Raw genomic sequence first — 23,483 nt, forward strand, 5'->3', positions numbered from 1 at the left:
ACACTTCTCGTGGCTTCGGGCGCGAGAACAGTCGGTCAGCCCGAGTCTCGGCCGCCCGCAGGCTCAGCCGCGACCGGGCGCAGTCACCTCGATGCGGTTCGCCCACGGGTCCTCGAACGCGACCGTCCGCCCGTCGTCGGCGGTCTGCACCCCGGTGTCGTGCATGCGTGCGACGAGGGCACCGAGGTCGTCCGATCCAGGCACCTCGATCCGCACGAGCCCCAGCCCGAGCGCGAGCTGGCGACGCCCGGCCCCGCGGGAGTTCCAGGTGTTCATCGCCATGTGGTGGTGGTACCCGCCGGCGCTGACGAACAGGGCCTCACCCCACCCGGCCGTGGTCGCGAAGCCGAGCTTGTCGACGTAGAAGTCCTTCGCGCTGGCGACGTCGCCGACCGACAGGTGCACGTGACCGACCCGGCCCGGCGCGTTCGGCGCGGACTCCACCGCGTCGGCCGTCAGGTGCTCCTGCAGGAACGCGTTCGGGTCGACGTACTTCGTGTCCATGTCGACCATGCCGTGCGTCCACGACCACTCGGTGCGGTCGCGGTCCCAGTACAGCTCGACGCCGTTGCCCTCGGGGTCGGTGAAGTAGAACGCGTTGCTGACCAGGTGGTCGGCGCTGCCGGTGAAGGTCTGCGGGAACTTCGTCGCGACCGAGTACAGCGCGGCAGCCAGGTCGGCCCTCGTGTCGAACAGGATCGCGGTGTGGAACAGGCCGGCATCGTGCGGGCCGGCGTGCTGCATCGACGGCGCGTGCTCGAGGATCACGATCGGGATCGCCAGACCCCCGGCGCCCGGTCGCCCCAGCACAGCGACGCCGCCCTCGTTCGAGAGCAGCGAGAGCTGGACGCCGTCGCGGTAGTAGCCGATCATCCGGTCGAGGTTCGCGACTCGGAGGGTGACGGCACCCATCCCGGTGTCGGCGGCGAGGAGGTCCTGCGTGTGCATGGCACCAGTGTGCGCCCATTTGGTTGACGCGTCAACCAAATGGGCGTGGTCGGCCGCGCCAGAGCGACAGATCCATGCGACGCCGGTGCGACGTGCGCGCCAAAGCGACAGATCGCCGTGAACAGTTCACGGCGATCTGTCGCTTTGGCGGACGGGTCGCTTGGCGGACGGGTCGCGTGGCGGACGGGTCGCGCAGCGGACGGGAGGCCCGGTGCGCCTCCGCCTCGCCAGCTGCGGTCAGCGGGAGCGGAAGTAGCGGTGCAGCGCGCGCTCGCGGATCGCGGCCGCGGCGAGCGCCCCGCCGAGCAGCGCGCCCACGAGCCCGAGGGACGCGATCGCGATCGCGTCGTGCACGATCGGCAGCGCGTCGTCGACGTCGAGGCCACGAACCGACACCACCGCGACGCTCGTCGCGACCACCGCCCCGACCCATCCCCAGACCAGGTGCTGCAGGACGATTCCGAGGACCTGCGCGCTCCGCGGTACCCCGACGTGCCGGTCGGAGGCCAGGGCGAGCCGGCGCCGTGCGACCGCTGCCGCGCCGATCGTCAGCCCGACGAGGGCGGCTGCACCGAACGGGACGAGCACTGGTTGCCGCACTGCGGGGGTGAAGACCGCGCCCAGGGTCGGGTTGAGCTGCGCAGCGGTCGGTCGATCTTCGCCCTCGGCCCCGCTCGCCGGCATGACGGTGCGCCGGAGCATCGAGACCGTGTCGTCGCGCTGCGGCCACACCGTCGCCCAGCAGGCGTCGAACGGCGACCCGTCGTCCACCGTCGGCGCGAGGACCGCGTACTCCAGGTCAGGGTCCCGGCCGTCGTCGGGGTGGTCGTACACACCGGCGACTCCGGTGTCCGCGCCGCTCACCGTCACGAGGCGATCGCCGGCAGCAAGACCCAGCGCCTCGTGCACCGCGGGCGAGACGATCACGCCCGCGGCTCCGTCGGCTGCCGAGCCGCCGAGCAGACCACCCACCCCGGCGGTCACCTCGTAGGTCGGGATCGCCGAACCCGGGAGCGCAGCGGGGACGACCCCGGCATCGAGGCGCCGGAATGCACCGGACGCGATGACCCCCTCGGTGTCCGCGAGGGCATCGCACACGCGGCCGTCGATCCGACCCTCGGCCCGCTGGACGGTCGTCGCCGCACCGCTCGCGACGAACTCCGCAGCCGCTCGGACGTCATCGGCGACCGCTGCGGCACGCATGCCCACGACACCGCTGAGCAGCACCGCGAGCACGACAGCGGCCGTGGCTGCCCACGACGCTCCGGAGGCGATGTCGCGCCACGCCTCTCGCCAGACCTCGGTCACCTGCATCCGGCGGGGGCTCATCGGTACCGCCCGAGGTCGAGCACTCCGTCGCAGGCGTCACGGGTCGCGTCGTCGTGCGTGGCGACGACGACGACCGTCCCCGACGCGGCGAGCGCACCGATCCCACGGTTCACCTCGATCGCGGTCGCCCGGTCGAGTTGCGCCGTCGGCTCGTCGACCAGCATCAGACCCGGCGCACTCGCGATCGCGCGCGCGAGCATCAGGCGTTGCGCCTCGCCACCGGAGAGCTCGGCGAACCGTGCGTGCGCCCGCGAGCCGAGCCCGAAGCGCTCGAGGACCTCGAGCGCCCGGACGTCCGCGGTCCGACGATCCGCGCCCTCGGCGACGAACGGCAGCGCGACGTGGTCGAGCACGCGGCGGCGGGCCACCCCGTACGGGTTCTGGAAGACCCAGAGCGGCCGACAGCCCGGCGGACGGACGGCGGCACCGCGCGTCGGACGGAGCATCCCGGCGAGGATCGCGAGCAGTGTGGACTTGCCGGAACCGCTCGGCCCGACGACCGCGGTCACGCTCCCCTCGGCGAAGGTGCGGTCGACGCAGTCGAACAGCACGGTGCCGTTCGGCCAGACGTGTCCGACGCCCTCGAGCGTCACCGGCACGAGCTGGTCCGGTCCGGCGCGGCACGGATTCGGTCGAGCGTTCGTCCGCCGGGCACCCGGACGAACGACTGCCCGAGTTCCGATCCGAGGACCTCGACCCGGAGCGACCGCCCCGTCGTCGGTTGCAGGCACGCCCGGTCGCCCTCGAGGTCCCAGAGGGCGGTCGGTGGCACCACCTGGACGGTCCGCGGGCGGCTGAGCGTCCACGTCGCGGCCACGGTCGGTGTGCCGTCGGCCGAAGCGACCGTCGCCGCGTACTCCGGCAGGGCGGTGATCGCGGCGAGAGCCGTCGGCGACGAGACCAGGCCGGCGGCGTCGGTCGGGACGTCGGCGTTCCCGATCCGCAGCACGCGCTCCCCCGGCGCCGGATCGACCGGGAGCGCCTCGATGCGCGCACCGCGGAGTTCGGCCGGGAGTTCGACGACGACACCGTCGGCGCCGACTGCTGCACCGACGACGGCCACGCACGCCAGGACGGTGTTCTCGGCGGCTGGCACCCATGCGAACGGGTCCCGCGGCACGACGTCGTCGGCCAGGTCGTCGCGGTCGACACCTCGGTCGACCAGGAACTGGTGCGCAGCGCGGAGCGTGCCCGGGCCGAGGACGCCGTCGACGCTCAGCCCGGCACCGAGCCGCGTGAGTTCGCGCTGCAACCCCCTGACGTCGGCCCCGCGGTCGCCGCGCTCGAGGTCGCGCCACAGCGGCTCGTCACTGGCGAGCGCGATCACCGGCCGCCCGTCGACCCGCGCGAGGACGTCCCCGCTCCGCACGGGTGCCCCGGTCGAGCACGTCGACGTCGTCACCGTGCCGGTCCGCGACGTCACGACCGCCCGCGGGGCGCCGGTGTCGAGGGCGAGCTGCACCTGTCGTTCATCGGCATCGGTGCGCTCGGTCACCCGGACGGTGCTCGCGGGGGCCGCCGTCCGGAGTGCAGCCGGCACCTCGGCCGGCACCGTGACCACGATGGCGGCGGCCGTCGCCGCCGCGACCACCATCGCCCCGAGCGCCAGGAGTGCGGCAGACGGGAAGCGCATCACTGCCGCCAGAGCCCGAGCGGATCAAGGGCGCACTGCTTCGCCTGCTCGCCCATCGAGTCGAACGGGAAGGCGTCGGCGTCCTGGTCCTTCCGCCACTGCTCCTCGGTGTAGTCACGTCCGACGAGGCCGGCCTTCCGCAGACACGGAACGGTGATCTTCGCATCATCGAGTCGGTCGGGGTTCCGCCGCGTCTCTTCGTAGAGGTACGTCACGTACTCGTCGGCGGTTTCCTCGCATTTTCGGAGGATCGGGTCCGAGCGCTCGAAGAAGCCGTCGGGATAGCGTCCATCGAGTGATTCGAGGCCGAATCCACCGTCCGGGTCGTAGTCGATCCGCAGTCCGGAGTCCGCGAGGCACCGGCCCACGCGCTCGTGCGCAGCCTCGAGCTCCGCAGTGGTCACCTCACCGTCAGCGAGGACCTTGAACTCGAAGTCCGAAACACCGTCATCGAGCGCAGCTCGGAACTCTTCGGCCCACGGCCCGGCCATCGCAAGGTGCGCATCCGACGGCTTCGTGGCTTCCACAGCGGGGGTGCATCCTGACAAGAGGAGAACTGCGGCGGCCATGACGCTCACTGCGCCACGGCCGCCGAGCGGACGGCGCATCTACCGCGCCGTCATCCCGTAGGAGACAGCGTTGGCCCAGCAAGCGGTCTGCTGTGAGATCGCTCCCCTGCCGACCCACTTTCCGTACTTCGACGGCGCGTTCCTGATCGCGTTCCAGTGTCGCGCGCCGTTGCCACACGAGTTGTTCTTTCCCTTCGTCCAGGTCACCGACCCGTAGCACGCAGCACTCGCCTCCGGCGCCGTCGCGGCATCGACCGCGATCCCACCGCCCACGACACTCCCCAGCACGACCGCACCCAGCACGACGTTCTTGATCGACATCGATCTCCCCTTTCGTTGCGACACCGCCCTGATGTCACCGTTAACGTATTACCGGTCAGAACACGGAGGCAACGGCTTCCTCGACATCCGTGCAGGATGGACGCGTGACTGATGACATCCGGTGGGAGGTGGTCGAGGAGAGCTCCCTCTCGCTCCCGGACCACGAAGCGATCGCAGCACTGCTCGCGCAGGCGTTCCCGGACTGGTCCCACTGGTACGTGGGCGGCCGCAGCTGGTCCGGCATGCAACCCGAGCGCCGGGTCCTCGCCCGCGACCAGGACGGCGTCGTCCTGGCACACGTCGGGATCCGCCGCATGTTCATCACGGTGGGTGGGCGCGATGTCCTGGTCGGCGACACCGGTCTCGTCGCCGTGTCGCCGCGGCTGCAGGGATCGGGCAGGGGCCGGGAGCTCATGGAGCGCACGCACGCCGTGCTCGACGGGCTCGCGGTGCCGTACGGCTTCCTCGGCGCGGGAGAGAACCGCATCCCCTTCTACGCGAAGCTCGGCTGGCACGAGTTCCCCGAGGTCGTCGGCACCTTCTCGGCGTTCACCGCCGAGGGCGCCGGCATCACGAACACGGAGCAGGGCGGCTGGATGGTGCGGCCGGTGGCCGCAGCGCTCGAGGACTGGCCGGCCGGCCCGATCTGGCTGAACGGCCAAGAGGTCTAGGACCAGACCACGAACGGACGGGAGGCACGGTGCCAGCTGGCACCGTGCCTCCCGTCCGTCAGGTGGTGGAGCGGGGCTTACGCCTCGACCGCAACCGTCTCCGGGTCCTCGTTCGAACCCGGCGCGCTCGGCACGACCGCGGCGCGCACGCGCGCACCGAGGTCGGCGTCGACGTTCGTCCAGTACGCGAACACGCGCTCTCGCAGGTCGTCGCGCGTCACCTTCGAGACGTGACCGGCGATGTTGCCGACCAGGCGCTCGCGGGCGGCGTCGTCGAGGACCTCGCGGACCATCGTGCCGGCCTGGCCGAAGTCGTCGTCCTCGGGGTGGAGGGTCGCGGCGGAGCGCTGCAGCGCACCGTCCGACTCCCAACCGGGCACGTCGTCGGTCGCGGTCGGGTCGGCGTGTGCGCCGCCGAGCGAGTTCGGGGCGTACACGGGCACCTCGGACTTCTGGAAGTCGAAGCGCATCGCGCCGTCCTTCGAGTACGAGTGCACCTCGTTCTTCGGGGCGTTCACCGGCAGCTGCGCGTGGTTGGTGCCGACGCGGTAGCGGTGGGCGTCCGCGTAGCTGAAGATGCGCGCGAGGAGCATCTTGTCCGGGCTGGCGGCGATGCCGGGCACGAAGTTCGACGGGGCGAACGTCGCCTGCTCGATCTCGGCGAAGTAGTTCTCCGGGTTGCGGTTGAGCTCCATCGTGCCGACCTCGATGAGTGGGTAGTCCGCGTGCGGCCACACCTTCGTCAGGTCGAACGGGTTGAAGCGGTAGCTCGCGGCGTCCTCGTACGGCATGACCTGCACCTTGAGGGTCCAGCGCGGGAAGTCCCCACGCTCGATCGCCGCGTGGAGGTCGCGGATGTGGAAGTCCGCGTCCTCGCCGGCGATGCGGTCGGCGTCCTCCTGCGTCAGGGTCTTGTGGCCCTGCTCGGTCAGGAAGTGGTACTTCACCCAGAAGCGCTCGCCCGAGGCCGAGATCCACTGGTAGGTGTGCGAGCCGAAGCCGTCCATCTCGCGCCACGACGCGGGCAGGCCGCGGTCACCCATCAGCCACGTGACCTGGTGCGCCGACTCGGGCGACAGGGTCCAGAAGTCCCACTGCATGTCGTGGTCGCGCAGGTGCGAGCCGGGCAGGCGCTTCTGCGAGCGGATGAAGTCGGGGAACTTGATGCCGTCACGGATGAAGAAGACGGGGGTGTTGTTCCCGACGAGGTCGTAGTTGCCCTCGGACGTGTAGAACTTCAGCGCGAAACCACGGGGGTCGCGCCACGTGTCGGGCGAACCCTGCTCACCGGCGACGGACGAGAAGCGCGTGAGCATCTCGGTCTGCTGACCCGGCTGCAGGAACGCGGCGCGGGTGTACTTGCTGACGTCCTGCGTGACGGTGAAGGTGCCGAAGGCACCGCCGCCCTTCGCGTGGACGACGCGCTCCGGCACGCGCTCGCGGTTGAACTGGGCGAGCTTCTCGACCAGGTAGTGGTCGTGCAGCGCGAGGGGGCCGTCGGCCCCGACGCCCATCGAGTGCTCGTCGCTCGAGACGGGAGCGCCGGAGTTGGTGGTCGTGGTGGGGGTGCCGGCCGGCTGGCCGGGCGTCGTGTTCTGGTCGGACACGGTTCCTCCTTGGGTGGAACGGTTGGTTCGGTCAGGGGTGCTCGGGTGGTTCAGGGGGCGCGCGGGGCGTCTGGCGCGCTCGCGCCGGGCTCGTCTGCGCTTGTGCTTGCGCCGGGTGCGCCTGCGCCTGCGCTTGCGCCGGGTGCGCCTGCGTCATCGCCGGCGTCGTCGCGCTCGGCCGCGGCGCACCGCTCGCAGATGCCCCAGTACGTGACCTCTGCGGTGGTGACGGCGAAGCCGTGCGCGTCCGACGGCGTCAGGCAGGGCGAGTGCCCGACGGCGCAGTCGACGTCCTCGATCGCGCCGCACAGCGTGCAGACGATGTGGTGGTGGTTGTCCCCGGTCCGTCGCTCGTACCGCGCGGGGCTGCCGGCCGGTTCGATGCGACGGACGAGGCCGACGCCGGTGAGTGCGGCGAGGACCCCGTAGACGGCCTGGTGACTGGTCGTCGGGAGTTCCGCCGTGAGCGCCGTGACGATGTCGTCCGCGGTGGCGTGCGGCATGGATCCGGTGGCACGCAGCACCGCGAGTCGCGGGGTCGTGACCCGGAGGCCCGAGGTGCGGAGCAGATCGGCGTCGGCGTCCAAGCTGAGCCTTTCTTTTGCAGGAATCAAGACAACTCGTTCACTGTACACGAGCTTCCTCCGGAGCCCAGCGGTCTGACACATGCCGCGACCGGAATACGAAGTGTCACGATCCGGTCGCGATCAGCTGGACCAACGCTGGACCGACCGTTCCGCACGCTAACGTCCCGACATGTCCACGAGCCACGGCCTGTCTGAACAGGCGAACAGCGCACCGGACGTCCGGGGGATCATCGCGAAGCGGGACCTGGTCGTCGACCTCATCCGGACGGCCTGCGTCGTCCTCGTCGTCATCGTGCACGTCACGATGGTCGGCGTCGCGTCCGACGACCACGGAGTGCGGGTGACGAGCCCCCTGCAGGAACTCCCGTGGTACGTCGCCGCCACCTGGGTCGGGCAGGTGATGCCCCTCTTCTTCGTGGTCGGCGGCTTCGCGAGCGCAGTCGGCTGGCGAAGCACCGTCGCCCGCGGTGGACCGAGCCCTGCTCGCGACTACCTGGCCACCCGCCTCGTGCGCCTGTTCCGGCCCGCGGTTCCGCTGTTCCTCTTCCTCGCGCTCGGGCTCGGTGTGGCCACGGCCGCCGGCACCCCGCCGGACCTCCTCGCCGAGGTCGCGTTCGGCATCGGCTCACCGCTCTGGTTCCTCGCCGCCTACGGCATCACGCAGTGCTGCGTGCCGCTGATGATGCGGTTCCACGAGCGCGCGCCCTGGGCGACCCTCGGCGTGTTGCTCGTGCTCGCGGCGGTGGTCGACGCGGTCCGCCTGGCCACCGGGGTCGCCGAGGTCGGACTGCTCAACCTCGGGCCCGTGTGGCTCTTCGCGCAACAGCTCGGGTTCCTCTGGGCCGACGGCTGGTTCGCTCGGCGGTCGAAGGCGCTCCTGCTCGCGGTGGCCGTCGCCGCCTACGCCCTGCTCGTCCCGATGACCTCGGTCGGTTTGTGGGCACCGGACATGCTGCAGGACCTCAACCCGCCGATGCTCCCGCTGGCGTTCCTCGCGATCGCGCAGGCCTGCCTGGTCCAGCTCGTGCACGCTCCGCTCACCCGCCTGATGCGCACCAGGGCTGCGCTCGGCGCCGTGTTCGTCCTCGGCCGCGACGGCATGACCATCTACCTGTGGCACCTGCCGCTCTTCATCGCGCTGAACGGGATCGCCCTGCTGGTCGGGCTGCCGTTCCCGACGCCGGGCTCCGGCGGGTGGTGGGTGTCCCGGCTGATCGCGCTGGTCGCGGTGCTCGCCGTCGCGCTCGGGGTTGCTCGGGCACTCCGCTGGTTCGACCGCCCACTCCCCCGGCTGCTGCCCTCGGCCGACCGCCCGTCGTGGCCGGTCGTCGCTGTCGCTGCGCTCTGCACGATCGGTCCGGCGTTCCTGGTGATGCAGCTGCACCTGTCGTTCGCGGTCGCGGTCGTCGGCGCCGTGGCCGTGCCGATCGGGGTGTGGTTGCTCTCGCGGACCACGCCGGCCCGGGGCGTCACCCGGATCTGAACCGGTTCTCACCGTTCGGGGCGCCTCGGGCCTGCACCGGCACACGCGCCGGGCAGAGGATGGCGGCAGGCCGATCCCCTGGAGGCACCCGACGCCGTCGACACCCGAGTTCTGGAGCACCTGGCGGTTCGATCCCCTGTCCGCGGTGATGATCGCCGTCGCCGCGGTCGCCTACGGCTGGTGGATCGTCGGCGCCGCACGTCGCGGCGCGCGCTGGCCCTGGTGGCGCACCCTCGCCTTCCTCGCCGCACTGGTGCTGTTCGGGATCCTGCAGTTCGGCATCGTCGGCGTGTACGACCAGCAGCTGCGGTGGGCGTTCGTGCTGCGGTCCGCCCTGCTCTTCTTCGCGGTCCCCACCTTCGCCGCGCTCGGTGCGCCCGTCTCGTTGCTCCGGACAGGAGGCCCGGATCGCCTCGCGCACGCCGCCGACGCCGCCATGCGGTCGCGTCCAGTGCGCCTGCTCGGCAACGCGATCGTCGCGCCGCTCGTCGCCCTCGTCCTGTTCGGCCTCTTGCTGACACCGTTCGCGGCGACCCTGCGCGAATCGTCCGTCTGGGCCGTCGTGATCACGGTGACGGTGCCGATGCTCGGGTTCGGGCTGCTCGCTCCGCTGTCGGAACCCGGTGTGCTGCGGTCGTCGACGTTCGTCACCGCGGAGTTCCTGCTCGCCTTCGTGGAGCTGATGATCGACGCGGTGCCGGGCATCGTGCTCCGGATCACGAACCACGTGCTCGACGGGTCGGTGGTGCAGGCCGTGGGGCAACCGTGGTTCCCGTCGCCGCTGCGCGATCAGCACCTGGCGGGCGACCTGCTGTGGTTCATCGCCGAGGTGGCGGACATCCCCGTGCTCATCTCGCTGTTCATCCGGTGGCAGCGGACCGATCGCCGCGAGGCCCACGCCGTCGACGCCCTGACCGACGAGCAGATCGACGAGTTGACGCGGGAGCACCTGCAGCGCCGGGGTTGAGCGCGCGAGCGCAGCGCGGGGGCGCGGGCGCGGGCGCGGGCGGCGCATGGTGAGCAGAAATGATCGGGTGCCCGCAGGCGACCCGACCATTTCTGCTCACGAACTGTGCGCGTTCCTACTTCGACGGGGCTCCGGCTGCCTCGGGCTGCGCGGTCACGCCACCGGTCTGCTGCCAGGCGACGGTCTGCTTCGGCTTCGCCAGGAACAGCGCCGCCACGATCGCTGCGACGAGCACGATCGCCGGCAGGAACAGCGACTCTCCCATGGCCCGCGAGAACGGCTCGAGCAGGAACCCGGGCAGTCCGCCGACCTGCTGCTCGGCACCACCGGCGGAGGTCCCGCCGGTCGAGGCCGGGAAGTTCGCGGTGATCCGGGCCTCCATCAGCGCCGCGATGCCGGCGGAACCGAGCACGGCACCGATCTGACGCGTCGTGTTGTAGACGCCCGAGCCGGCACCGGCCAGCTTCGGCGGCAGGTTGCGCGTCGCCGAGACGGACAGCGGACCCCACATGCACGCGTTGGCGATGCCGAGGAGCGCGCTCGGCAGGAGCACCCATCCCCAGTCGGCACTCGACGACAGCAGGGCGCCGAACCAGAACAGCCCGGCCGAGAAGCACGCGAGCCCGAACGCGGCGACCCAGCGCGGGTTCCACCGGTTGAGGTTCTTGCCGACGAGCGGGGCGAGGCCGGCGGACAGCACGGCCTGCGGTACGAGGAGCAGCGCAGCCTGGGTCGGCGAGAACCGCAGGACGTCCTGCGCCCAGAGCATGATCGGCAGCGCGAACGAGGCGATCGCGACACCGACGGCCGTGATGGCGACGTTGGCCAGGGTGAAGTTGCGGTCCTTGAACAGACCGAGGGGCAGCAGCGGCTCGTCCTTCTGCACGCCCTGCCAGACGACGAACCCGGCGAGCACCACGAGGCCGACGATGATGAGCGACCACACCGAGATCGGCCCGGCGATGGTGCCCCAGTCGTAGGTCTCGCCCTCCTGGATGCCGAAGACGAGCAGGAACAGCCCCGCGGCGGACAGGAAGATACCGAGGTAGTCGAAGCGGTGCCCGTGGCGGTCGAAGGACGGCACGAAACGCTGCGCGAGCACGAACGCCACGACACCGACGGGGACGTTCACGAAGAAGATCCACTCCCAGCCGAAGCCGTCGACGAGCAGGCCGCCGACGATCGGGCCGACGAGCGAGGCGACACCGGCGACGGCGCCCCACAGACCCATCGCGGCACCGCGGTTCTGCGGCGGGAAGATGCGCGTGATGACGGACATCGTCTGCGGGCTCATCATCGCGGCGCCGAGGCCCTGCACGACACGGGCCACGATGAGCATCTCGATCGAGCCGGACAGACCGCACCAGAGGCTGGCGAGCGTGAAGACCACGAGGCCGATCTGGTACATGACCTTCGGGCCGAAGCGGTCACCGAGCCGGCCGGTGATGAGCAGCGGCACGGCGTAGGCGAGCAGGTACGCGCTCGTCACCCAGATCACGGAGTTGATGTCCGCGTCGAGCTTCTGCGCGATGGTGGGGGTGGCGACCGACACGATGGTCGAGTCGACGAGGATCATGAAGAAGCCGACGACGAGCGCCCAGAGGGCGGGCCACGGCTTCTTCTCGGTCGTCCGCGGAGGCGTGACGGTGGTCATCGAGTGGTGTCCTTGCTGTTCGTGGGGAAGTCAGTGTCGGTGGGGACGGCCGGGCCGTCCCAGGGGAGGTCGCCGCTGGCGATGCGGTCGACGGTGGTGCTGAGCCACTCGATCTGCGCGGCGAGCATCGCACGGACGTACGACACGTCGAGCCAGTACCGCTCGGTCAGCTGCTTGGCCTGCACGCGCTGGAGTGCCTGGTCGTAGTCGTCGCGCTCCCGTTCGAGTGCGACGATCCGGGCCCGGACGGCATCGACCGCCTCGGTGTGCGGCAGGTTCTCGAGCACGGAGAGCGCCAGGTGGAACTCCGGGAACTCGTCCGCGGGCTCCGCCACCATGCGGCGGAGCCCGTCCGCGAGCGCTGCGCGGCCCGCGTCGGTGATCGTGTACGTGGTGCGTTCCGGCCGGTTGCCGTCGCGGTCGGTGCCCACGACCTCGGCGAACCCGAGCTCGGCGAGGCGGCCGACCTGGTGGTACAGGGTGCCCGGGCGGACCTTGACGTTCCGCTCCTCCTGCCGGTGGACCATCGTCTGGAACATCTCGTACGGGTGCATCGGGGCCTCGTTCAGCAGGTCGAGCGCGGCGAACGCGAGCGGCGTGAGCGACGCCATGCGGGCCTCCTGACGGATCGATGCGGCAGTCTTCCGACTGGACTATTCGACTTCGAATATACGGAGTGGAACACAGGTGAGCAAACGCACAGCACGTTCCCCACAGGAGGCCCGGATCCGTCCCGGCGTGTCGCGCGCGCCCCGTAGACTGGTCGCGTCCCCCACCCCTGAAGCGCTGGAGAGAACACGTGCCAACGATCGTCGTCGAGGTCATGCCCAAGGCTGAGATCCTCGACCCCCAGGGCAAGGCGGTGGGCAACGCCCTCGCCCGTCTGGGCAAGGCCGACCTGACCAACGTCCGCATCGGCAAGCGCTTCGAGGTGACCGTCGACGGCCCCGTCGACGACGCCAAGCTGGCCGAGGTCCGCGACATCGCCGCCGACGTCTTCTCGAACGCGGTCATCGAGGACGTCGTCTCGGTCACCGTCGAAGGGCAGTGACCCGGATGCGCATCGGCGTCATCACCTTCCCCGGCTCCCTCGACGACCGTGACGCCCAGCGCGCGGTCCGTCTCGCCGGCGCCGACCCCGTCGCCCTCTGGCACGGCGACCACGACCTGCAGGGCGTCGACGCCATCGTGCTGCCCGGAGGGTTCTCGTACGGCGACTACCTGCGCGCCGGCGCGATCGCCGCGAAGGCGCCGATCATGGCCGAGGTCATCGACGCTGCCGGCAAGGGCATGCCCGTGCTCGGCATCTGCAACGGCTTCCAGATGCTGGCCGAGGCCCGTCTGGTCCCCGGGGCGCACACCCGCAACGCGCACCAGCAGTTCATCCGCCGCGACCAGAAGCTCCGCGTCGAGACCACCTCGACCGCCTGGACCTCCGGGTTCACCGCGCAGCAGGAGATCACGATCCCGCTCAAGAACGCCGACGGCCGGTTCGTCGCCGACGCTGACGAGATCAAGCGCATCGAGGACAACGGCCAGGTCGTGTTCCGTTACGTCGGCGTGAACCCGAACGGGTCGATCGACGACATCGCCGGCGTCTCGAACGAGCGCGGCAACGTCGTGGGCCTGATGCCGCACCCCGAGCACGCGACCGAGCCCGGGTTCGGCCCGGACACCGCCGCTGCCATGGCCTCCGGCACGGACGGCCTCACCTTCTTCACCTCCGTGATCGAGTCGACGCTCGTCAAGTGACGGCCGCGACTCCAGTGACAGGGAACGACAACACCGTGACGACTTACGTGCGCCCGAAGCCCGACACCGTGCAGGATGCCGCGGCGACTCCCGACAAGGACCAGCCGTACGACGCGCTCGGCCTGAAGCCGGACGAGTACGCCCGCATCAAGGAGATCCTCGGCCGCCGCCCCACCTCGGGCGAGCTGGCGATGTACTCCGTCATGTGGTCCGAGCACTGCTCCTACAAGTCCTCGAAGAACTACCTCCGTCAGTTCGGCAAGAAGGTCACGCCGGAGATGACGAAGAACCTGATGGTCGGCATGGGCGAGAACGCCGGTGTCGTCGACGTCGGCAACGGCTGGGCGGTGACCTTCAAGGTCGAGTCGCACAACCACCCGTCCTACGTCGAGCCGTACCAGGGCGCCGCGACGGGTGTCGGCGGCATCGTCCGCGACATCATCTCGATGGGTGCACGCCCGGTCGCCGTGATGGACCAGCTCCGCTTCGGCGCGATCGACCACGAGGACACCGCACGCGTCGTGCACGGCGTCGTCGGTGGCATCTCGTTCTACGGCAACTGCCTCGGCCTGCCGAACATCGGCGGCGAGACCTACTTCGACCCGGTGTACCAGGGCAACCCGCTGGTCAACGCCCTGGCGGTCGGCGTCCTGCGGCACGAGGACCTGCACCTGGCGAACGCGTCCGGTGCCGGCAACAAGGTCGTGCTGTTCGGTGCCCGCACCGGTGGCGACGGCATCGGCGGCGCGTCGATCCTGGCGTCCGACACCTTCACCGAGGGCGGCCCGACCAAGCGTCCCGCCGTCCAGGTCGGTGACCCCTTCGCCGAGAAGGTCCTGATCGAGTGCTGCCTCGAGCTGTTCCAGAAGGAACTGGTCGAGGGCATCCAGGACCTCGGCGCCGCGGGCATCTCCTGCGCCACGTCCGAGCTCGCGAGCAACGGTGACGGTGGCATGCACATCTCGCTCGACGACGTCCTGCTGCGCGATCCCACGCTCACGGCCGAAGAGATCCTGATGTCGGAGAGCCAGGAGCGCATGATGGCGGTCGTCCGCCCCGACAAGCTCGACGAGTTCCTGAGCGTCGTCGGCAAGTGGGAGGTCGAGACCAGCGTCCTGGGCGAGGTCACCGGCACCGGCCGTCTCGTCATCGACTGGCAGGGCCAGGAGATCGTGAACGTCGACCCGCGCACCGTCGCCGTCGACGGCCCGGTCTACGACCGCCCGGTCGCCTACCCGACCTGGATCGACGCGCTGCAGGCCGACACCGCGGCGTCGCTCGACCGTCCGGCCGACGGCCCAGCCCTCAAGGCGCAGTTCCTCAGCCTGCTCGGCTCGCCGAACCTGTCGTCCAAGAACTGGGTCACGAACCAGTACGACACCTACGTGCTCGGCAACACGGCCCTGTCCTTCCCCGACGACGGCGGCATGATCCGCGTCGACGAGGAAACGGGTCTCGGTGTCGCCATCGCCACCGACGCCAACGGCCGCTACTGCCAGCTCGACCCGAAGCAGGGCGCTCGTCTGGCCCTGGCCGAGGCGTACCGGAACGTCGCCGTCACCGGTGCCGTCCCCGCTGCGGTCACCGACTGCCTGAACTTCGGTTCCCCCGAGAACCCCGAGGTCATGTGGCAGTTCTCCGAAGCGGTCGAGGGCCTGGCCGACGGCTGCATGGAGCTCGGCATCCCCGTCACCGGCGGCAACGTGTCGTTCTACAACCAGACCGGCACGACCCCGATCCACCCGACCCCGGTCGTCGGTGTGCTCGGTGTCATCGACGACGTCGCCAAGCGCGTCCCGTCGGGCTGGCAGGACGACGGCCACAACATCTACCTGCTCGGCACCACGAGCCTCGAGCTCGACGGGTCGGCGTGGGCCGGCACGGTGCACGGCCACCTCGGCGGTCGTCCGCCGGCGGTCGACCTCGGTCGCGAGAAGGAGCTCGCCGAGCTGCTCTTCGCAGCGAGCGGCGAGCAGCTGCTGACGAGTGCGCACGACCTGGCGGACGGTGGCCTCGGCCAGTCGCTCGCCGAGTCGGTGCTCCGCTTCGGCCTCGGCGCCCGCGTGGTCCTCGACGAGCTCGAGGCCCGCGACGGCGTCGACACGGCGACCGCGCTGTTCTCCGAGTCGACCGGTCGCGTCATCGTGACCGTCCGCCGCGAGGACGACGTCCGTTTCCAGGGTCTGTGCGACGGTCGGGGCTTCCCGGTCCTGCGCATCGGCGTGACCGACGCCACGTCGAACGCGCTCGAGGTCCAGGGTGCGTTCACGGCGACGCTCGACGAGCTCCGCGGCACGCACAACGCGACGCTGCCGGCCCGCTTCGGCGACGTGATCGTCGAGGACGTCACCGAGGGGTACGTCGGCCGTGGGCCGCTCGACTCCGACGGTGCGTTCTCGCCGCGCACGGACTCCTAGGCCCGGCGGACACCGCGTGCCCATCGTCACCCTGCCCTTCGCGGAGCTCGTCGACCGGTTCGGCCCCGTGCCGGACGGCATCGAGCTGGACGTGTGGGACGTCGAGGCGCCGTACGGTCGCCCGGACGACGTCGCGATCACGTTCCTGCCGTTCTACTTCGGTGGACGGCACCGCTGGCAGTTCGTGCACGACCTGCCGGCGCTCGAGCTCCTGCAGCTGCCGAGCGCCGGCTACGAGCACGCGGTGCCGCACGTGCCCGGTCACGCCCAGCTGGCGAACGGTCGGGGGATCCACGACGACGAGACCGCCGAGCTCGCCGTCGGCCTGGCGCTGACCTCGCTGCGTGAGCTCGGGGCGTTCCAGGCCGATCGCGCGAACGGTGTGTGGGACGCCCGGGAGACCCGGTCCCTGGCCGACCGCCGGGTCACGGTCGTCGGCTACGGCGCGATCGGGTCGGCGATCGCCACCCGGTTCGAGGCGTTCCGCACCGAGGTCACCGTGGTGGCCCGCACCGCTCGCGACCAGGACGGTCGCCACGTGCACGCGTTCGGCGAGCTGCCCGAGCTGGCACCGACGACGGACGTCCTCGTGCTCATCGCGCCGCTGACGGACGAGACCGAACGGCTGGTCGACGCCGAGCTGCTGGCCGCGCTGCCCGACGGCGCCCTGGTGGTGAACGTCGCCCGCGGCAAGGTCGTCGACACCGATGCGCTGGTGGCGGAGTTGCAGTCCGAGCGGCTGTTCGCGGCGCTCGACGTCACCGACCCCGAGCCCCTGCCCGACGGCCACCCGCTCTGGACGACGCCGAACACCGTCCTCACGCCGCACGTCGGGGGCAACACCGACCTGAGCGTCCCGCGGTCGATCGACCTGATGCGTCGGCAGGTCGCCGCGCTGGCCGAGGGTCGCCCGTTCGAGAACCTGATCGAGCGCTAGCGACCCGTCGGAACACGCCGTCGTCTCCGTCCGACGCCTCAGTGTCGACGAGACGCCCCCGAATTCAGCGGCGTCTCGTGAACAACGAGGCGTCGTCGCGACACGACGGCGTCAGGCGAGCTCCAGCAAGCACGCGGTCAGAGCGGGACGATGCACGTCGGGGTACCGACGGCGATCTGCTCGACGGCCTCGCCCGGCACGCCGTGGGCGCCGATCGGCAGCACGGCGATGGCGTCCGACCGCTCGTTGGCGACGAGCACGTACCCGGGCACCCGGGCGAAGTGCCGCGGCCAGGCACCCCCGCACGACGCGGACCCGACGAGCGCGAGCCCGTCGCCGGCAGCGTCGAGCACCACGATCAGGTCGCGGCCACGGACGGCGACGGTCACGAGTCCGGCGTCGTCGACCTCGATGTGGCTGAGGAGCGACTCCCCCACCGCACCCTCGAACGTCGGGGTCGAGGCGATCGTCACGAGCGAGCCGGACTCGTCGCGGCGGAGTCGGTGGACCGCGCCGTCGAGCTCACCGGCGACGAACAGGTCGCCGTTGTACCAGGCCAGGTGTCGCGGGCCGACACCTGGCGCCACGTGGTGCACGCGCAGGGCCTCGAGCGTGGGGACGCCGTCGGCCGACACCGTCACGCGGAACTCGTGCAGCGCGTCGCCACCGAGGTCGGCGACGAGCACCGTGCCGTCCGGCGTCGCGACGGACTGGTGCGCGTGCGGCGCATCCTGCCGGTCCTGCACCGGGCCGGTGGCAGCCGGCAGGGTCGCGACGGCGATGGCCGAGGCGGGGACAGCGAGCCGGTCGGTGCGCCCGTGCACGCCGTCGGCGGGCAGGACGACACCGTCGCTCGCGAGCACCGAGGCGGAGAACGACTCGGCCGCCGCCAGGGAGACGGCGGTGACGGTGCCGGAGACGTAGTTCGTGACGATGAGGGCCCCGGACGGGTCGACCCGCAGGTGGCACGGAGCGTCACCGCCGGCGGAAGCGTCCCACAGGTGTTCGAGCGCGCCGTTCTGCATCCGGAAGGCGGAGACGCCGCCGTCGTTCGTCTCGGACACGGCGTAGACGCGGTCGCCCGACACGGCGAGGAACGAGGGATCGTCGAGCACCGCGACGGTACGAGCGACCGCCACCGTCGGAGCGCCCGTGCCCGAGCGGGCAGCGCCGCCGTCGACCAGGGAGATGCCGGTCGCGTTCCCGCCGCCGGTGGCGGTGTAGGAACCGACGAGCAGGGTCGGCAGGTCGACGCTCATTCGTCGCGCCCGGCGATGCGCTCGTGGTGGTGGATGACCTCGGCGACGATGAAGTTGAGGAACTTCTCCGCGAAGGCGGGGTCGAGGTGCGCCTCGGCGGCGAGGCTCCGGAGCCGTGCGACCTGGATCTGTTCGCGGTCCGGGTCGGCGGCGGGCATGCCCGATTCGGCCTTCAGGTGCCCCACTCGCTGCGTGTACTTGAAGCGCTCGGCGAGCATGTGGATGACGGCGGCGTCGATGTTGTCGATGCTCTGCCGGATGCTCCGGAGTTCGGCGACGGCCGTCGCTTCGGGCTCGGGCGGGGTGACGTCGTCGCTCATGCCCCGAGCCTACTGGCGGACACGCAGCCGAACCCCGCCGACGCCTGCGAGAATGAGCACATGTCGGTCTTGCTCGTGATCTCGGGCGTGTGTGCGGTCCTCGCTGGCCTCGTCCACGTGTACATCTGGTTCCTCGAATCCATCATCTGGACGAGCCCACGTGCCCGCAAGGTGTTCGGCATCGCGACCGAGACCGAGGCCGACGCGACCCGCTCCCTGGCGTTCAACCAGGGGTTCTACAACCTGTTCCTGGCGATCGGCGCGATCCTCGGTGTCGTGCTGGTGCTGGCGGGCAACACCGCGACCGGCTGGACCCTCGTCGTGTTCTCGACCGCGAGCATGCTCGGCGCCGCGGTGATCCTGGTCGGCTCCGGCCGCAAGTACGTCAACTCCGCGTTCAAGCAGGGCACGCTCCCGCTGATCGCGCTGCTCTTCGCACTGCTCGGCTCGAGCTTCCCCGTCTGAGCCGTCCCGACCACACCGTCAGCCCCGAACACCACGCAAAAGCGACAGGGTGCCGCCGAACATCGGCGGCACCCTGTCGCTTTCGCGGGTGAAGACCGGCCAGGTCAGCCGAGCTTGTCCTCGAACTGCGCCGGCAGCTTGTCGAGCGCCCACTCGATCGCAGCGGTGGTGCCCATCGAGAACGCCGACGACACGTCCTTGTCGTCGAAGACGATGTAGTGGCCGGCCTCGACCGACGGCACCTTCTGGAACAGCGGGTCAGCCTCGGCCTTCGACGCGTCGACGTAGATCGGCAGGATCAGCGTCAGGTCGGCGTCGAGCAGGTCGAGGTTCTCGTCGGACAGCGTGACGGAGAACGCCTTGCCGGCTTCCTTGTCGATGGCCGACGGGATCGTGAACCCGAGGTTCTTCATGAACGACGAGCGGCTGTCGGTGGAGGCGTACGCCCCGAAGCCCTCGGAGCTGTACGCACCGACGACGGCGGTCTTGCCCTCGAAGTCCGGGTGGGCCTTGCGCGCCGCGGCGTAGGCGTCGTCGAGGTCGGAGAGCAGCTTCTTGCCCTCGGACTCCTTGCCGAGCGCCTTCGCGATCATCGTGGTCTGCTGCTCGGTGGACGCCAGGTAGTTCTCGCCGCCCTTCGGGATCGCGACGGTGGGCGCGATCGCGGACAGCTTGTCGTAGCGGTCCTTGTCGCCCGACGACTTCACGTCGAGGATCAGGTCCGGGTTGAGCTTGAGGATGTCCTCGTAGCTCGGCTCGAGCGTCTGGATGATCTTCGGCGACTTCGTGTACGCGTCCTTGAGCCACGGGCCGACGCCGTCGCCACCGAAGGCGAGCCAGTCGCTCGCGCCGACCGGCTGCACGCCGAGCTCGAGCGCGGTCTCGGCGTCGCCCCAGCCGAGTGCGACGACGCGCTTCGGCTGCGAGTCGATCGTCGTGGTGCCGAGGCCGGTCGTGATGGACACCGGGAAGGCGCCGTCGGACGACGATCCCGAAGACGACTCGGACGAGCCGGAGCCGGAGGCACAGCCGGCGAGGACGAGAGAGGCTGCGACGACGGCACCCGCAGCGGCGAGGATACGTCGGAGACGAAGGGATGAGCGGATCACGAAGGGTAGCCTAACCTAACGGCGCGTACAGGAAATCAGCTGGATAGGCTGGGTGATCGTGGCCGTCCCAGATCCAGACCGCACGCGCCTCGCGGTGCTCGGCTCCCCCATCGCGCATTCGCTCTCCCCCACGCTCCACGAAGCGGCCTACGACACGCTCGGGTTGGGGTGGTCGTACGGGAGGCACGAGGTCGCGTCCGGCGGGCTCGACGCGTTCGTCGCGGGGCTTGGTCCCGAATGGCGCGGGCTGAGTCTCACGATGCCCCTCAAGCGCGAGGTGCTGCCGCTCCTCGACCGCACGACCCCGTTGGTCGATGAGCTCGGGGTCGCCAACACGGTCGCCTTCCGCCGCGAGGGCGACAGCATCGTCCGTGCGGGCGCCAACACCGACGTCCAGGGGCTCGTCCGTCCGGTCGAGGCCCTCGGGCACCTGCCCGGCGAGGCCACGATCCTGGGCGGTGGCGCGACCGCGGCGAGCGCCCTGACCGCGGCCGTTCGGCTCGGGACGTCGCTCGTGCGCGTGTTCCTGCGCGACACCGCGAAGGCCGGGTCGCTCGTGGAGCTGGCCGTGCGGCTCGGCGTCTCGCTCGAGGTCCTGCCGCTCACCGACCTGCCCGGCACCCACCACGGGTTCGTCCTGTCGACGCTGCCCGGCGGCGCGGCCGACCCGCTCGAGCTGGTGCCGTCGGGGTCGGACGCCGTGCTGTTCGACGTCGCCTACGAACCGTGGCCGACCGCGGTCGCGTCGCGCTGGGCCGGTGCGGGCGGCCGGGTGCTGAACGGCCTCGACATGCTCACCGAACAGGCCATCGGGCAGATCCGCTTCTTCCTGACCGGTGACGAGGACGAGCTGCTGCCCGACGAGGCCGCCGTCCGTCGTGCGATGCGCACGGCTGTCGGTCTGCCCGCCGTCATCAGCAGCTAGCCGAAGACGACGACACCGGCGACCCGCGGTCAGCCGCGGGACCGCGCCTCGGCGTCGAGCAGTGCGACGGAGACATCCCACAGCCGGTCGGCCTGGTCCGGGTCGAGCGCCCAGGGCAGCACGCCGTGCAGGCCGTCCTCGATCCGCTCGACCACCGCTGCTTCGTGGCAGTCCTCGAAGTAGCGGCCGGTGACCCCGTCGAGTTCCGGTGCGGTGGCGAGCAGGACCGAGGTCGCTGCTCCCTGCTCCGGGGTCTTCACGGCGTCGGCCGCGGCGATCTTCGTGGCGGCGAGGACCTCTTGGTCCCAGTGCTTCTGCAGCCCGGTCCAGATCCCGCCGGGCATCAGGGCGTTCGCGGTGATGCCGTCGGCGGCCCACCGCCGGCCGGCAGCGACGGCGAACAGCACGTTGGCGGTCTTCGACTGGCCGTAGGCGAGGCCGGGTTCGTAGGGACGCCGGCGGAAGAACAGGTCGTCGAACACGACGGGCGAACCGCCGTGCCCGCTCGACGACACCGAGACGATGCGCGCCGAACCCGAGGCGGCCAGGGCGTCGTGCAGCCCGAGCGCGAGGGCGAAGTGCCCGAGGTGGTTCGTCGCGAACTGCGACTCCCACCCGGCGGGTGTGTACGACTCGGGCGCGTCCATGATGCCGGCGTTGGCGACGAGCACGTCGAGCGGACCCGACCACGCTGCGGTGAACGCCTCGACGGAGCCGGGACGGTCCAGGTGCAGTTCGACGACGGCCGGTGCGTCCCGACCCGAGGTCCGGGCGATGTCCTCCGCCACACGTCGGCCGGCGTCGACGTCCCGCACGGCGAGCGTCACGCGCGCGCCGGCTCCGGCGAGCGCTCGGGCGGTCTCCACCCCGATGCCGGAAGCCGCGCCGGTGACGATCGCCGTGCGCCCCGTCAGGTCGAGGCCGTCGACGACCTCGGCGGCCGTGGTCCGGTCGCCGAAGCGGGTGAGGTCGCGTGCGGGCATGTCGACTCCTGTCAGCTGGCGTGGTGCGGAGCCGTCAGGCGACGACACCGTCCACGTAGAACCATCGTCCCTGCTCGCGGACGAACTCGCTCGTCTCCTCGAGCGTGCCGCGGTCGTCGTCTGAACGCCACCACGCGCGGAACGCGACCGTGCCCCGGGAGTCGAACGGGCCTCCCGAGGTCGTCGTCAGGACGTCCAACCGGGTCCAGCGCTGGGACGCGTCCAACTCGAGGGCGGCCGGACGGGTGCGCGGGTGCCAGGTGAGCAACAGGTACTCCGGCAGGCCCAGCGCGAACGCGCTGAAGCGTGAGCGCATCAGGCGCTCCGCGGTCGGCGCGGCCGCGCCGCGGTGCAGGGGGCCGCAGCACTCGCCGTAGGGGTTGCCGCTCAGGCAGGGGCAGCGCGTCTCGTCGGTGACCACGCCGGAACGCTAGTCGACGATCGACAGCGTGACGGTGATGTTGCCGCGGGTGGCGTTCGAGTACGGGCAGATCTCGTGCGCGCGCTCGGCGAGGCGCTGGCGCTGCTCCTGCGGGGCGGCCGGGGCGTAGACGTCGAGTTCGACGGCCAAGCCGAAGGCGCCGTTGCCGGTGCCGCCGATGCCGACCTCGGCGGAGACCTCGGCGCCGGTGGTGTCGAGGTCCAGTTCCTTGCCCGCGGCGTGCAGTGCACCGAGGAAGCACGCGGCGTACCCGGCGGCGAACAGCTGCTCGGGGTTGGTGCCCTCGCCGCTGCCGCCCATCTCCTTCGGCGGGCGGGTGTCCAGGTCGAGCCGGTCGTCCTCGCTGCGGACGTGCCCGTCGCGGCCGCCTCCGGTGGCGTGGGCGGCTGCGGTGTAGACGATGTCGAGACTCATGGAACCGAGGTCATCGCGCCCACCTGGACGTGTGCTGCGCGTGCCCGGGGTACCGGGCCCGGGCACCCGCGCGTGCCCGGGCCGCCGGGCGTGTCCGGCGCCGCCGACTCTGACGCACGCCAACTCCGAACCGGGTAGACATGACACGTGTTCAAGATCGGGTGGCAGGTGTACCGGGAGCGACTGCCCGCACTCGTCAGCGTGCAGCGCCGCCGCCGCATCGTGGTCGTCGGCGTGATCGTGGCCGTCGTCGCACTGGCGGGCCTCGTCGTCCTCGAACTGGCCTTCGACGACGGCTCCGTCCCCGTCGCCGCTGCGATCGTCGTGGCGGTGCTGTTCGCCTCCGGCATCGGACTCATCGGCACGTGCTTCGTACCGGTCGGGCCGAAGGGCTGGAACGTCCCGCCGATCCCCGGAATCGGCTGGCGCACCCAGGAGGCGATCGCCCGCTACTACCGCCGCAACCCTCCCACGGTCGACCCGAAGCACCGTGACGCCGTCCTGCACGGCTTGCCCGAGACCCGCGATCTGCTGGTCCGGGCAGCGTTCCGCGGGTACCTGCTGCTGGGAGGGTGGGCGCTCGCGTTGCTCGCGACCGTGCTGCTCAACGTCTTCACGGTCTCGACGAACGACGACATCGTCGGTCTCTCCGCGGTCTGGATCCTCATCCCGGCGAGCGGTGCCGTCACCG

25 protein-coding genes and 1 pseudogene are annotated in these 23,483 nt (G+C 71.0%); 10 read left to right on the forward strand and 16 right to left on the reverse strand.

What is annotated here, in order from left to right; all coding sequences use genetic code 11:
• Positions 1-63: 63 nt before the first annotated feature.
• From OGL88_RS15550 to OGL88_RS15575, 6 genes are all read right to left on the reverse strand, one after another.
• A complete protein-coding gene (locus OGL88_RS15550) occupies positions 64-948 on the reverse strand; it encodes a VOC family protein (RefSeq protein ID WP_263092032.1) in 885 nt (294 codons plus the stop codon).
• A gap of 237 nt (positions 949-1,185) precedes the next feature.
• Entirely contained in the window at positions 1,186-2,277 is a 1,092-nt protein-coding gene (locus OGL88_RS15555; protein ID WP_263092033.1) for a hypothetical protein, read from the reverse strand.
• Entirely contained in the window at positions 2,274-2,876 is a 603-nt protein-coding gene (locus OGL88_RS15560) for an ABC transporter ATP-binding protein (RefSeq protein WP_263092034.1), read from the reverse strand. Before OGL88_RS15560 ends, OGL88_RS15555 begins: the two co-directional genes overlap by 4 nt.
• Positions 2,867-3,910 carry a peptidoglycan-binding domain-containing protein gene (locus OGL88_RS15565; RefSeq protein WP_263092035.1) on the reverse strand — a complete coding sequence of 348 codons (1,044 nt, stop codon included), beginning with the start codon at positions 3,908-3,910 and terminating at the stop codon, positions 2,867-2,869. Before OGL88_RS15565 ends, OGL88_RS15560 begins: the two co-directional genes overlap by 10 nt.
• Complete coding sequence (locus tag OGL88_RS15570) at positions 3,910-4,488, reverse strand: hypothetical protein (protein WP_263092036.1); 579 nt, start codon at positions 4,486-4,488, stop codon at positions 3,910-3,912. The genes OGL88_RS15565 and OGL88_RS15570 overlap by 1 nt, the downstream gene beginning before the upstream one ends.
• Before the next feature lie 30 nt (positions 4,489-4,518).
• Positions 4,519-4,800 carry a hypothetical protein gene (locus OGL88_RS15575; protein WP_263092037.1) on the reverse strand — a complete coding sequence of 94 codons (282 nt, stop codon included), beginning with the start codon at positions 4,798-4,800 and terminating at the stop codon, positions 4,519-4,521.
• A 104-nt stretch (positions 4,801-4,904) separates the two neighbouring features.
• On the opposite strand from OGL88_RS15575, the gene OGL88_RS15580 reads away from it, so the two are divergent.
• The gene (locus OGL88_RS15580; RefSeq protein WP_194648518.1) at positions 4,905-5,471 is read left to right on the forward strand and encodes a GNAT family N-acetyltransferase; all 567 of its coding nucleotides are present in this window, start codon (positions 4,905-4,907) and stop codon (positions 5,469-5,471) included.
• 77 nt (positions 5,472-5,548) lie between these two features.
• On the opposite strand, the gene OGL88_RS15585 is transcribed toward OGL88_RS15580, so the two are convergent.
• Together OGL88_RS15585 and OGL88_RS15590 are read right to left on the reverse strand one after the other, a co-directional pair.
• Entirely contained in the window at positions 5,549-7,078 is a 1,530-nt protein-coding gene (locus OGL88_RS15585; protein ID WP_263092038.1) for a catalase, read from the reverse strand.
• 167 nt (positions 7,079-7,245) lie between these two features.
• Positions 7,246-7,665 (reverse strand): annotated as a pseudogene (locus OGL88_RS15590) (Fur family transcriptional regulator); the annotation flags it as partial.
• Positions 7,666-7,834: 169 nt separating this feature from the next.
• On the opposite strand from OGL88_RS15590, the gene OGL88_RS15595 reads away from it, so the two are divergent.
• Together OGL88_RS15595 and OGL88_RS15600 are read left to right on the forward strand one after the other, a co-directional pair.
• Positions 7,835-9,148, forward strand: coding sequence for an acyltransferase family protein (locus tag OGL88_RS15595; protein WP_263092039.1), 1,314 nt, complete (start codon positions 7,835-7,837; stop codon positions 9,146-9,148).
• A 148-nt stretch (positions 9,149-9,296) separates the two neighbouring features.
• The gene (locus OGL88_RS15600; RefSeq protein ID WP_263092050.1) at positions 9,297-10,115 is read left to right on the forward strand and encodes a cytochrome c oxidase assembly protein; all 819 of its coding nucleotides are present in this window, start codon (positions 9,297-9,299) and stop codon (positions 10,113-10,115) included.
• A gap of 115 nt (positions 10,116-10,230) precedes the next feature.
• Here the strand turns inward: OGL88_RS15600 and OGL88_RS15605 are convergent, their stop codons facing one another.
• A complete protein-coding gene (locus OGL88_RS15605; protein WP_263092040.1) occupies positions 10,231-11,769 on the reverse strand; it encodes a DHA2 family efflux MFS transporter permease subunit in 1,539 nt (512 codons plus the stop codon).
• Positions 11,766-12,380 (reverse strand): PadR family transcriptional regulator, encoded by a 615-nt coding sequence (locus tag OGL88_RS15610; protein ID WP_263092041.1) that lies wholly within the window; start codon positions 12,378-12,380, stop codon positions 11,766-11,768. Before OGL88_RS15610 ends, OGL88_RS15605 begins: the two co-directional genes overlap by 4 nt.
• 188 nt (positions 12,381-12,568) lie before the next feature.
• On the opposite strand from OGL88_RS15610, the gene purS reads away from it, so the two are divergent.
• The 4 genes from purS to OGL88_RS15630 are packed head-to-tail and all read left to right on the forward strand — an operon-like array spanning position 12,569 to position 16,875.
• Positions 12,569-12,820: a phosphoribosylformylglycinamidine synthase subunit PurS gene (gene purS, locus OGL88_RS15615; protein WP_017886272.1), complete on the forward strand. Its 252-nt coding sequence runs from the start codon at positions 12,569-12,571 to the stop codon at positions 12,818-12,820.
• Between the two features lie 5 nt (positions 12,821-12,825).
• A complete protein-coding gene (gene purQ, locus OGL88_RS15620; protein WP_111085606.1) occupies positions 12,826-13,521 on the forward strand; it encodes a phosphoribosylformylglycinamidine synthase subunit PurQ in 696 nt (231 codons plus the stop codon).
• 35 nt (positions 13,522-13,556) lie between these two features.
• Positions 13,557-15,938: a phosphoribosylformylglycinamidine synthase subunit PurL gene (gene purL, locus OGL88_RS15625; RefSeq protein ID WP_263092042.1), complete on the forward strand. Its 2,382-nt coding sequence runs from the start codon at positions 13,557-13,559 to the stop codon at positions 15,936-15,938.
• 16 nt (positions 15,939-15,954) lie between these two features.
• Positions 15,955-16,875 (forward strand): 2-hydroxyacid dehydrogenase, encoded by a 921-nt coding sequence (locus OGL88_RS15630; protein ID WP_263092043.1) that lies wholly within the window; start codon positions 15,955-15,957, stop codon positions 16,873-16,875.
• Between the two features lie 137 nt (positions 16,876-17,012).
• Here OGL88_RS15630 and OGL88_RS15635 read toward each other — a convergent pair whose 3' ends face one another.
• The gene (locus tag OGL88_RS15635) at positions 17,013-18,134 is read right to left on the reverse strand and encodes a lactonase family protein (protein ID WP_263092044.1); all 1,122 of its coding nucleotides are present in this window, start codon (positions 18,132-18,134) and stop codon (positions 17,013-17,015) included.
• Positions 18,131-18,454: a chorismate mutase gene (locus tag OGL88_RS15640; protein WP_123671988.1), complete on the reverse strand. Its 324-nt coding sequence runs from the start codon at positions 18,452-18,454 to the stop codon at positions 18,131-18,133. The genes OGL88_RS15635 and OGL88_RS15640 overlap by 4 nt, the downstream gene beginning before the upstream one ends.
• A gap of 60 nt (positions 18,455-18,514) precedes the next feature.
• Between OGL88_RS15640 and OGL88_RS15645 the strand changes: the two genes are divergently transcribed.
• Complete coding sequence (locus OGL88_RS15645) at positions 18,515-18,919, forward strand: DUF1304 domain-containing protein (RefSeq protein WP_123293628.1); 405 nt, start codon at positions 18,515-18,517, stop codon at positions 18,917-18,919.
• 104 nt (positions 18,920-19,023) lie between these two features.
• On the opposite strand, the gene OGL88_RS15650 is transcribed toward OGL88_RS15645, so the two are convergent.
• Positions 19,024-20,028: an iron-siderophore ABC transporter substrate-binding protein gene (locus tag OGL88_RS15650; protein WP_263092045.1), complete on the reverse strand. Its 1,005-nt coding sequence runs from the start codon at positions 20,026-20,028 to the stop codon at positions 19,024-19,026.
• Between the two features lie 58 nt (positions 20,029-20,086).
• Between OGL88_RS15650 and OGL88_RS15655 the strand changes: the two genes are divergently transcribed.
• On the forward strand, positions 20,087-20,953 hold the full coding sequence (locus OGL88_RS15655) for a shikimate dehydrogenase family protein (protein ID WP_263092046.1): 867 nt from the start codon (positions 20,087-20,089) through the stop codon (positions 20,951-20,953).
• Between the two features lie 29 nt (positions 20,954-20,982).
• On the opposite strand, the gene OGL88_RS15660 is transcribed toward OGL88_RS15655, so the two are convergent.
• From OGL88_RS15660 to OGL88_RS15670, 3 genes are read right to left on the reverse strand one after another with little or no spacing between them, the layout of a single operon-like run.
• Positions 20,983-21,936: an SDR family NAD(P)-dependent oxidoreductase gene (locus OGL88_RS15660; protein WP_263092047.1), complete on the reverse strand. Its 954-nt coding sequence runs from the start codon at positions 21,934-21,936 to the stop codon at positions 20,983-20,985.
• A gap of 34 nt (positions 21,937-21,970) precedes the next feature.
• The gene (locus OGL88_RS15665) at positions 21,971-22,357 is read right to left on the reverse strand and encodes a YchJ family protein (RefSeq protein WP_263092048.1); all 387 of its coding nucleotides are present in this window, start codon (positions 22,355-22,357) and stop codon (positions 21,971-21,973) included.
• A gap of 9 nt (positions 22,358-22,366) precedes the next feature.
• A complete protein-coding gene (locus tag OGL88_RS15670) occupies positions 22,367-22,792 on the reverse strand; it encodes an organic hydroperoxide resistance protein (RefSeq protein WP_123310325.1) in 426 nt (141 codons plus the stop codon).
• Positions 22,793-22,939: 147 nt separating this feature from the next.
• On the opposite strand from OGL88_RS15670, the gene OGL88_RS15675 reads away from it, so the two are divergent.
• The coding region (locus OGL88_RS15675; protein ID WP_263092049.1) for a hypothetical protein at positions 22,940-23,483 on the forward strand (544 nt) is incomplete at its 3' end.

This window comes from Curtobacterium sp. RIT-PI-V, assembly GCF_025642935.1.
Lineage (GTDB): Bacteria > Actinomycetota > Actinomycetes > Actinomycetales > Microbacteriaceae > Curtobacterium.

Bases quoted from the DNA above. Each gene is read 5' to 3' on its own strand.
- OGL88_RS15550 (WP_263092032.1), bottom strand. From the start codon at position 948: ATGCACACGCAGGACCTCCTCGCCGCCGACACCGGGATGGGTGCCGTC.
- OGL88_RS15555 (WP_263092033.1), bottom strand. From the start codon at position 2,277: ATGAGCCCCCGCCGGATGCAGGTGACCGAGGTCTGGCGAGAGGCGTGG.
- OGL88_RS15565 (WP_263092035.1), bottom strand. From the start codon at position 3,910: ATGCGCTTCCCGTCTGCCGCACTCCTGGCGCTCGGGGCGATGGTGGTC.
- OGL88_RS15575 (WP_263092037.1), bottom strand. From the start codon at position 4,800: ATGTCGATCAAGAACGTCGTGCTGGGTGCGGTCGTGCTGGGGAGTGTC.
- OGL88_RS15595 (WP_263092039.1), top strand. From the start codon at position 7,835: ATGTCCACGAGCCACGGCCTGTCTGAACAGGCGAACAGCGCACCGGAC.
- OGL88_RS15600 (WP_263092050.1), top strand. From the start codon at position 9,297: ATGATCGCCGTCGCCGCGGTCGCCTACGGCTGGTGGATCGTCGGCGCC.
- OGL88_RS15605 (WP_263092040.1), bottom strand. From the start codon at position 11,769: ATGACCACCGTCACGCCTCCGCGGACGACCGAGAAGAAGCCGTGGCCC.
- OGL88_RS15610 (WP_263092041.1), bottom strand. From the start codon at position 12,380: ATGGCGTCGCTCACGCCGCTCGCGTTCGCCGCGCTCGACCTGCTGAAC.
- purQ (WP_111085606.1), top strand. From the start codon at position 12,826: ATGCGCATCGGCGTCATCACCTTCCCCGGCTCCCTCGACGACCGTGAC.
- OGL88_RS15635 (WP_263092044.1), bottom strand. From the start codon at position 18,134: ATGAGCGTCGACCTGCCGACCCTGCTCGTCGGTTCCTACACCGCCACC.
- OGL88_RS15640 (WP_123671988.1), bottom strand. From the start codon at position 18,454: ATGAGCGACGACGTCACCCCGCCCGAGCCCGAAGCGACGGCCGTCGCC.
- OGL88_RS15645 (WP_123293628.1), top strand. From the start codon at position 18,515: ATGTCGGTCTTGCTCGTGATCTCGGGCGTGTGTGCGGTCCTCGCTGGC.
- OGL88_RS15660 (WP_263092047.1), bottom strand. From the start codon at position 21,936: ATGCCCGCACGCGACCTCACCCGCTTCGGCGACCGGACCACGGCCGCC.
- OGL88_RS15670 (WP_123310325.1), bottom strand. From the start codon at position 22,792: ATGAGTCTCGACATCGTCTACACCGCAGCCGCCCACGCCACCGGAGGC.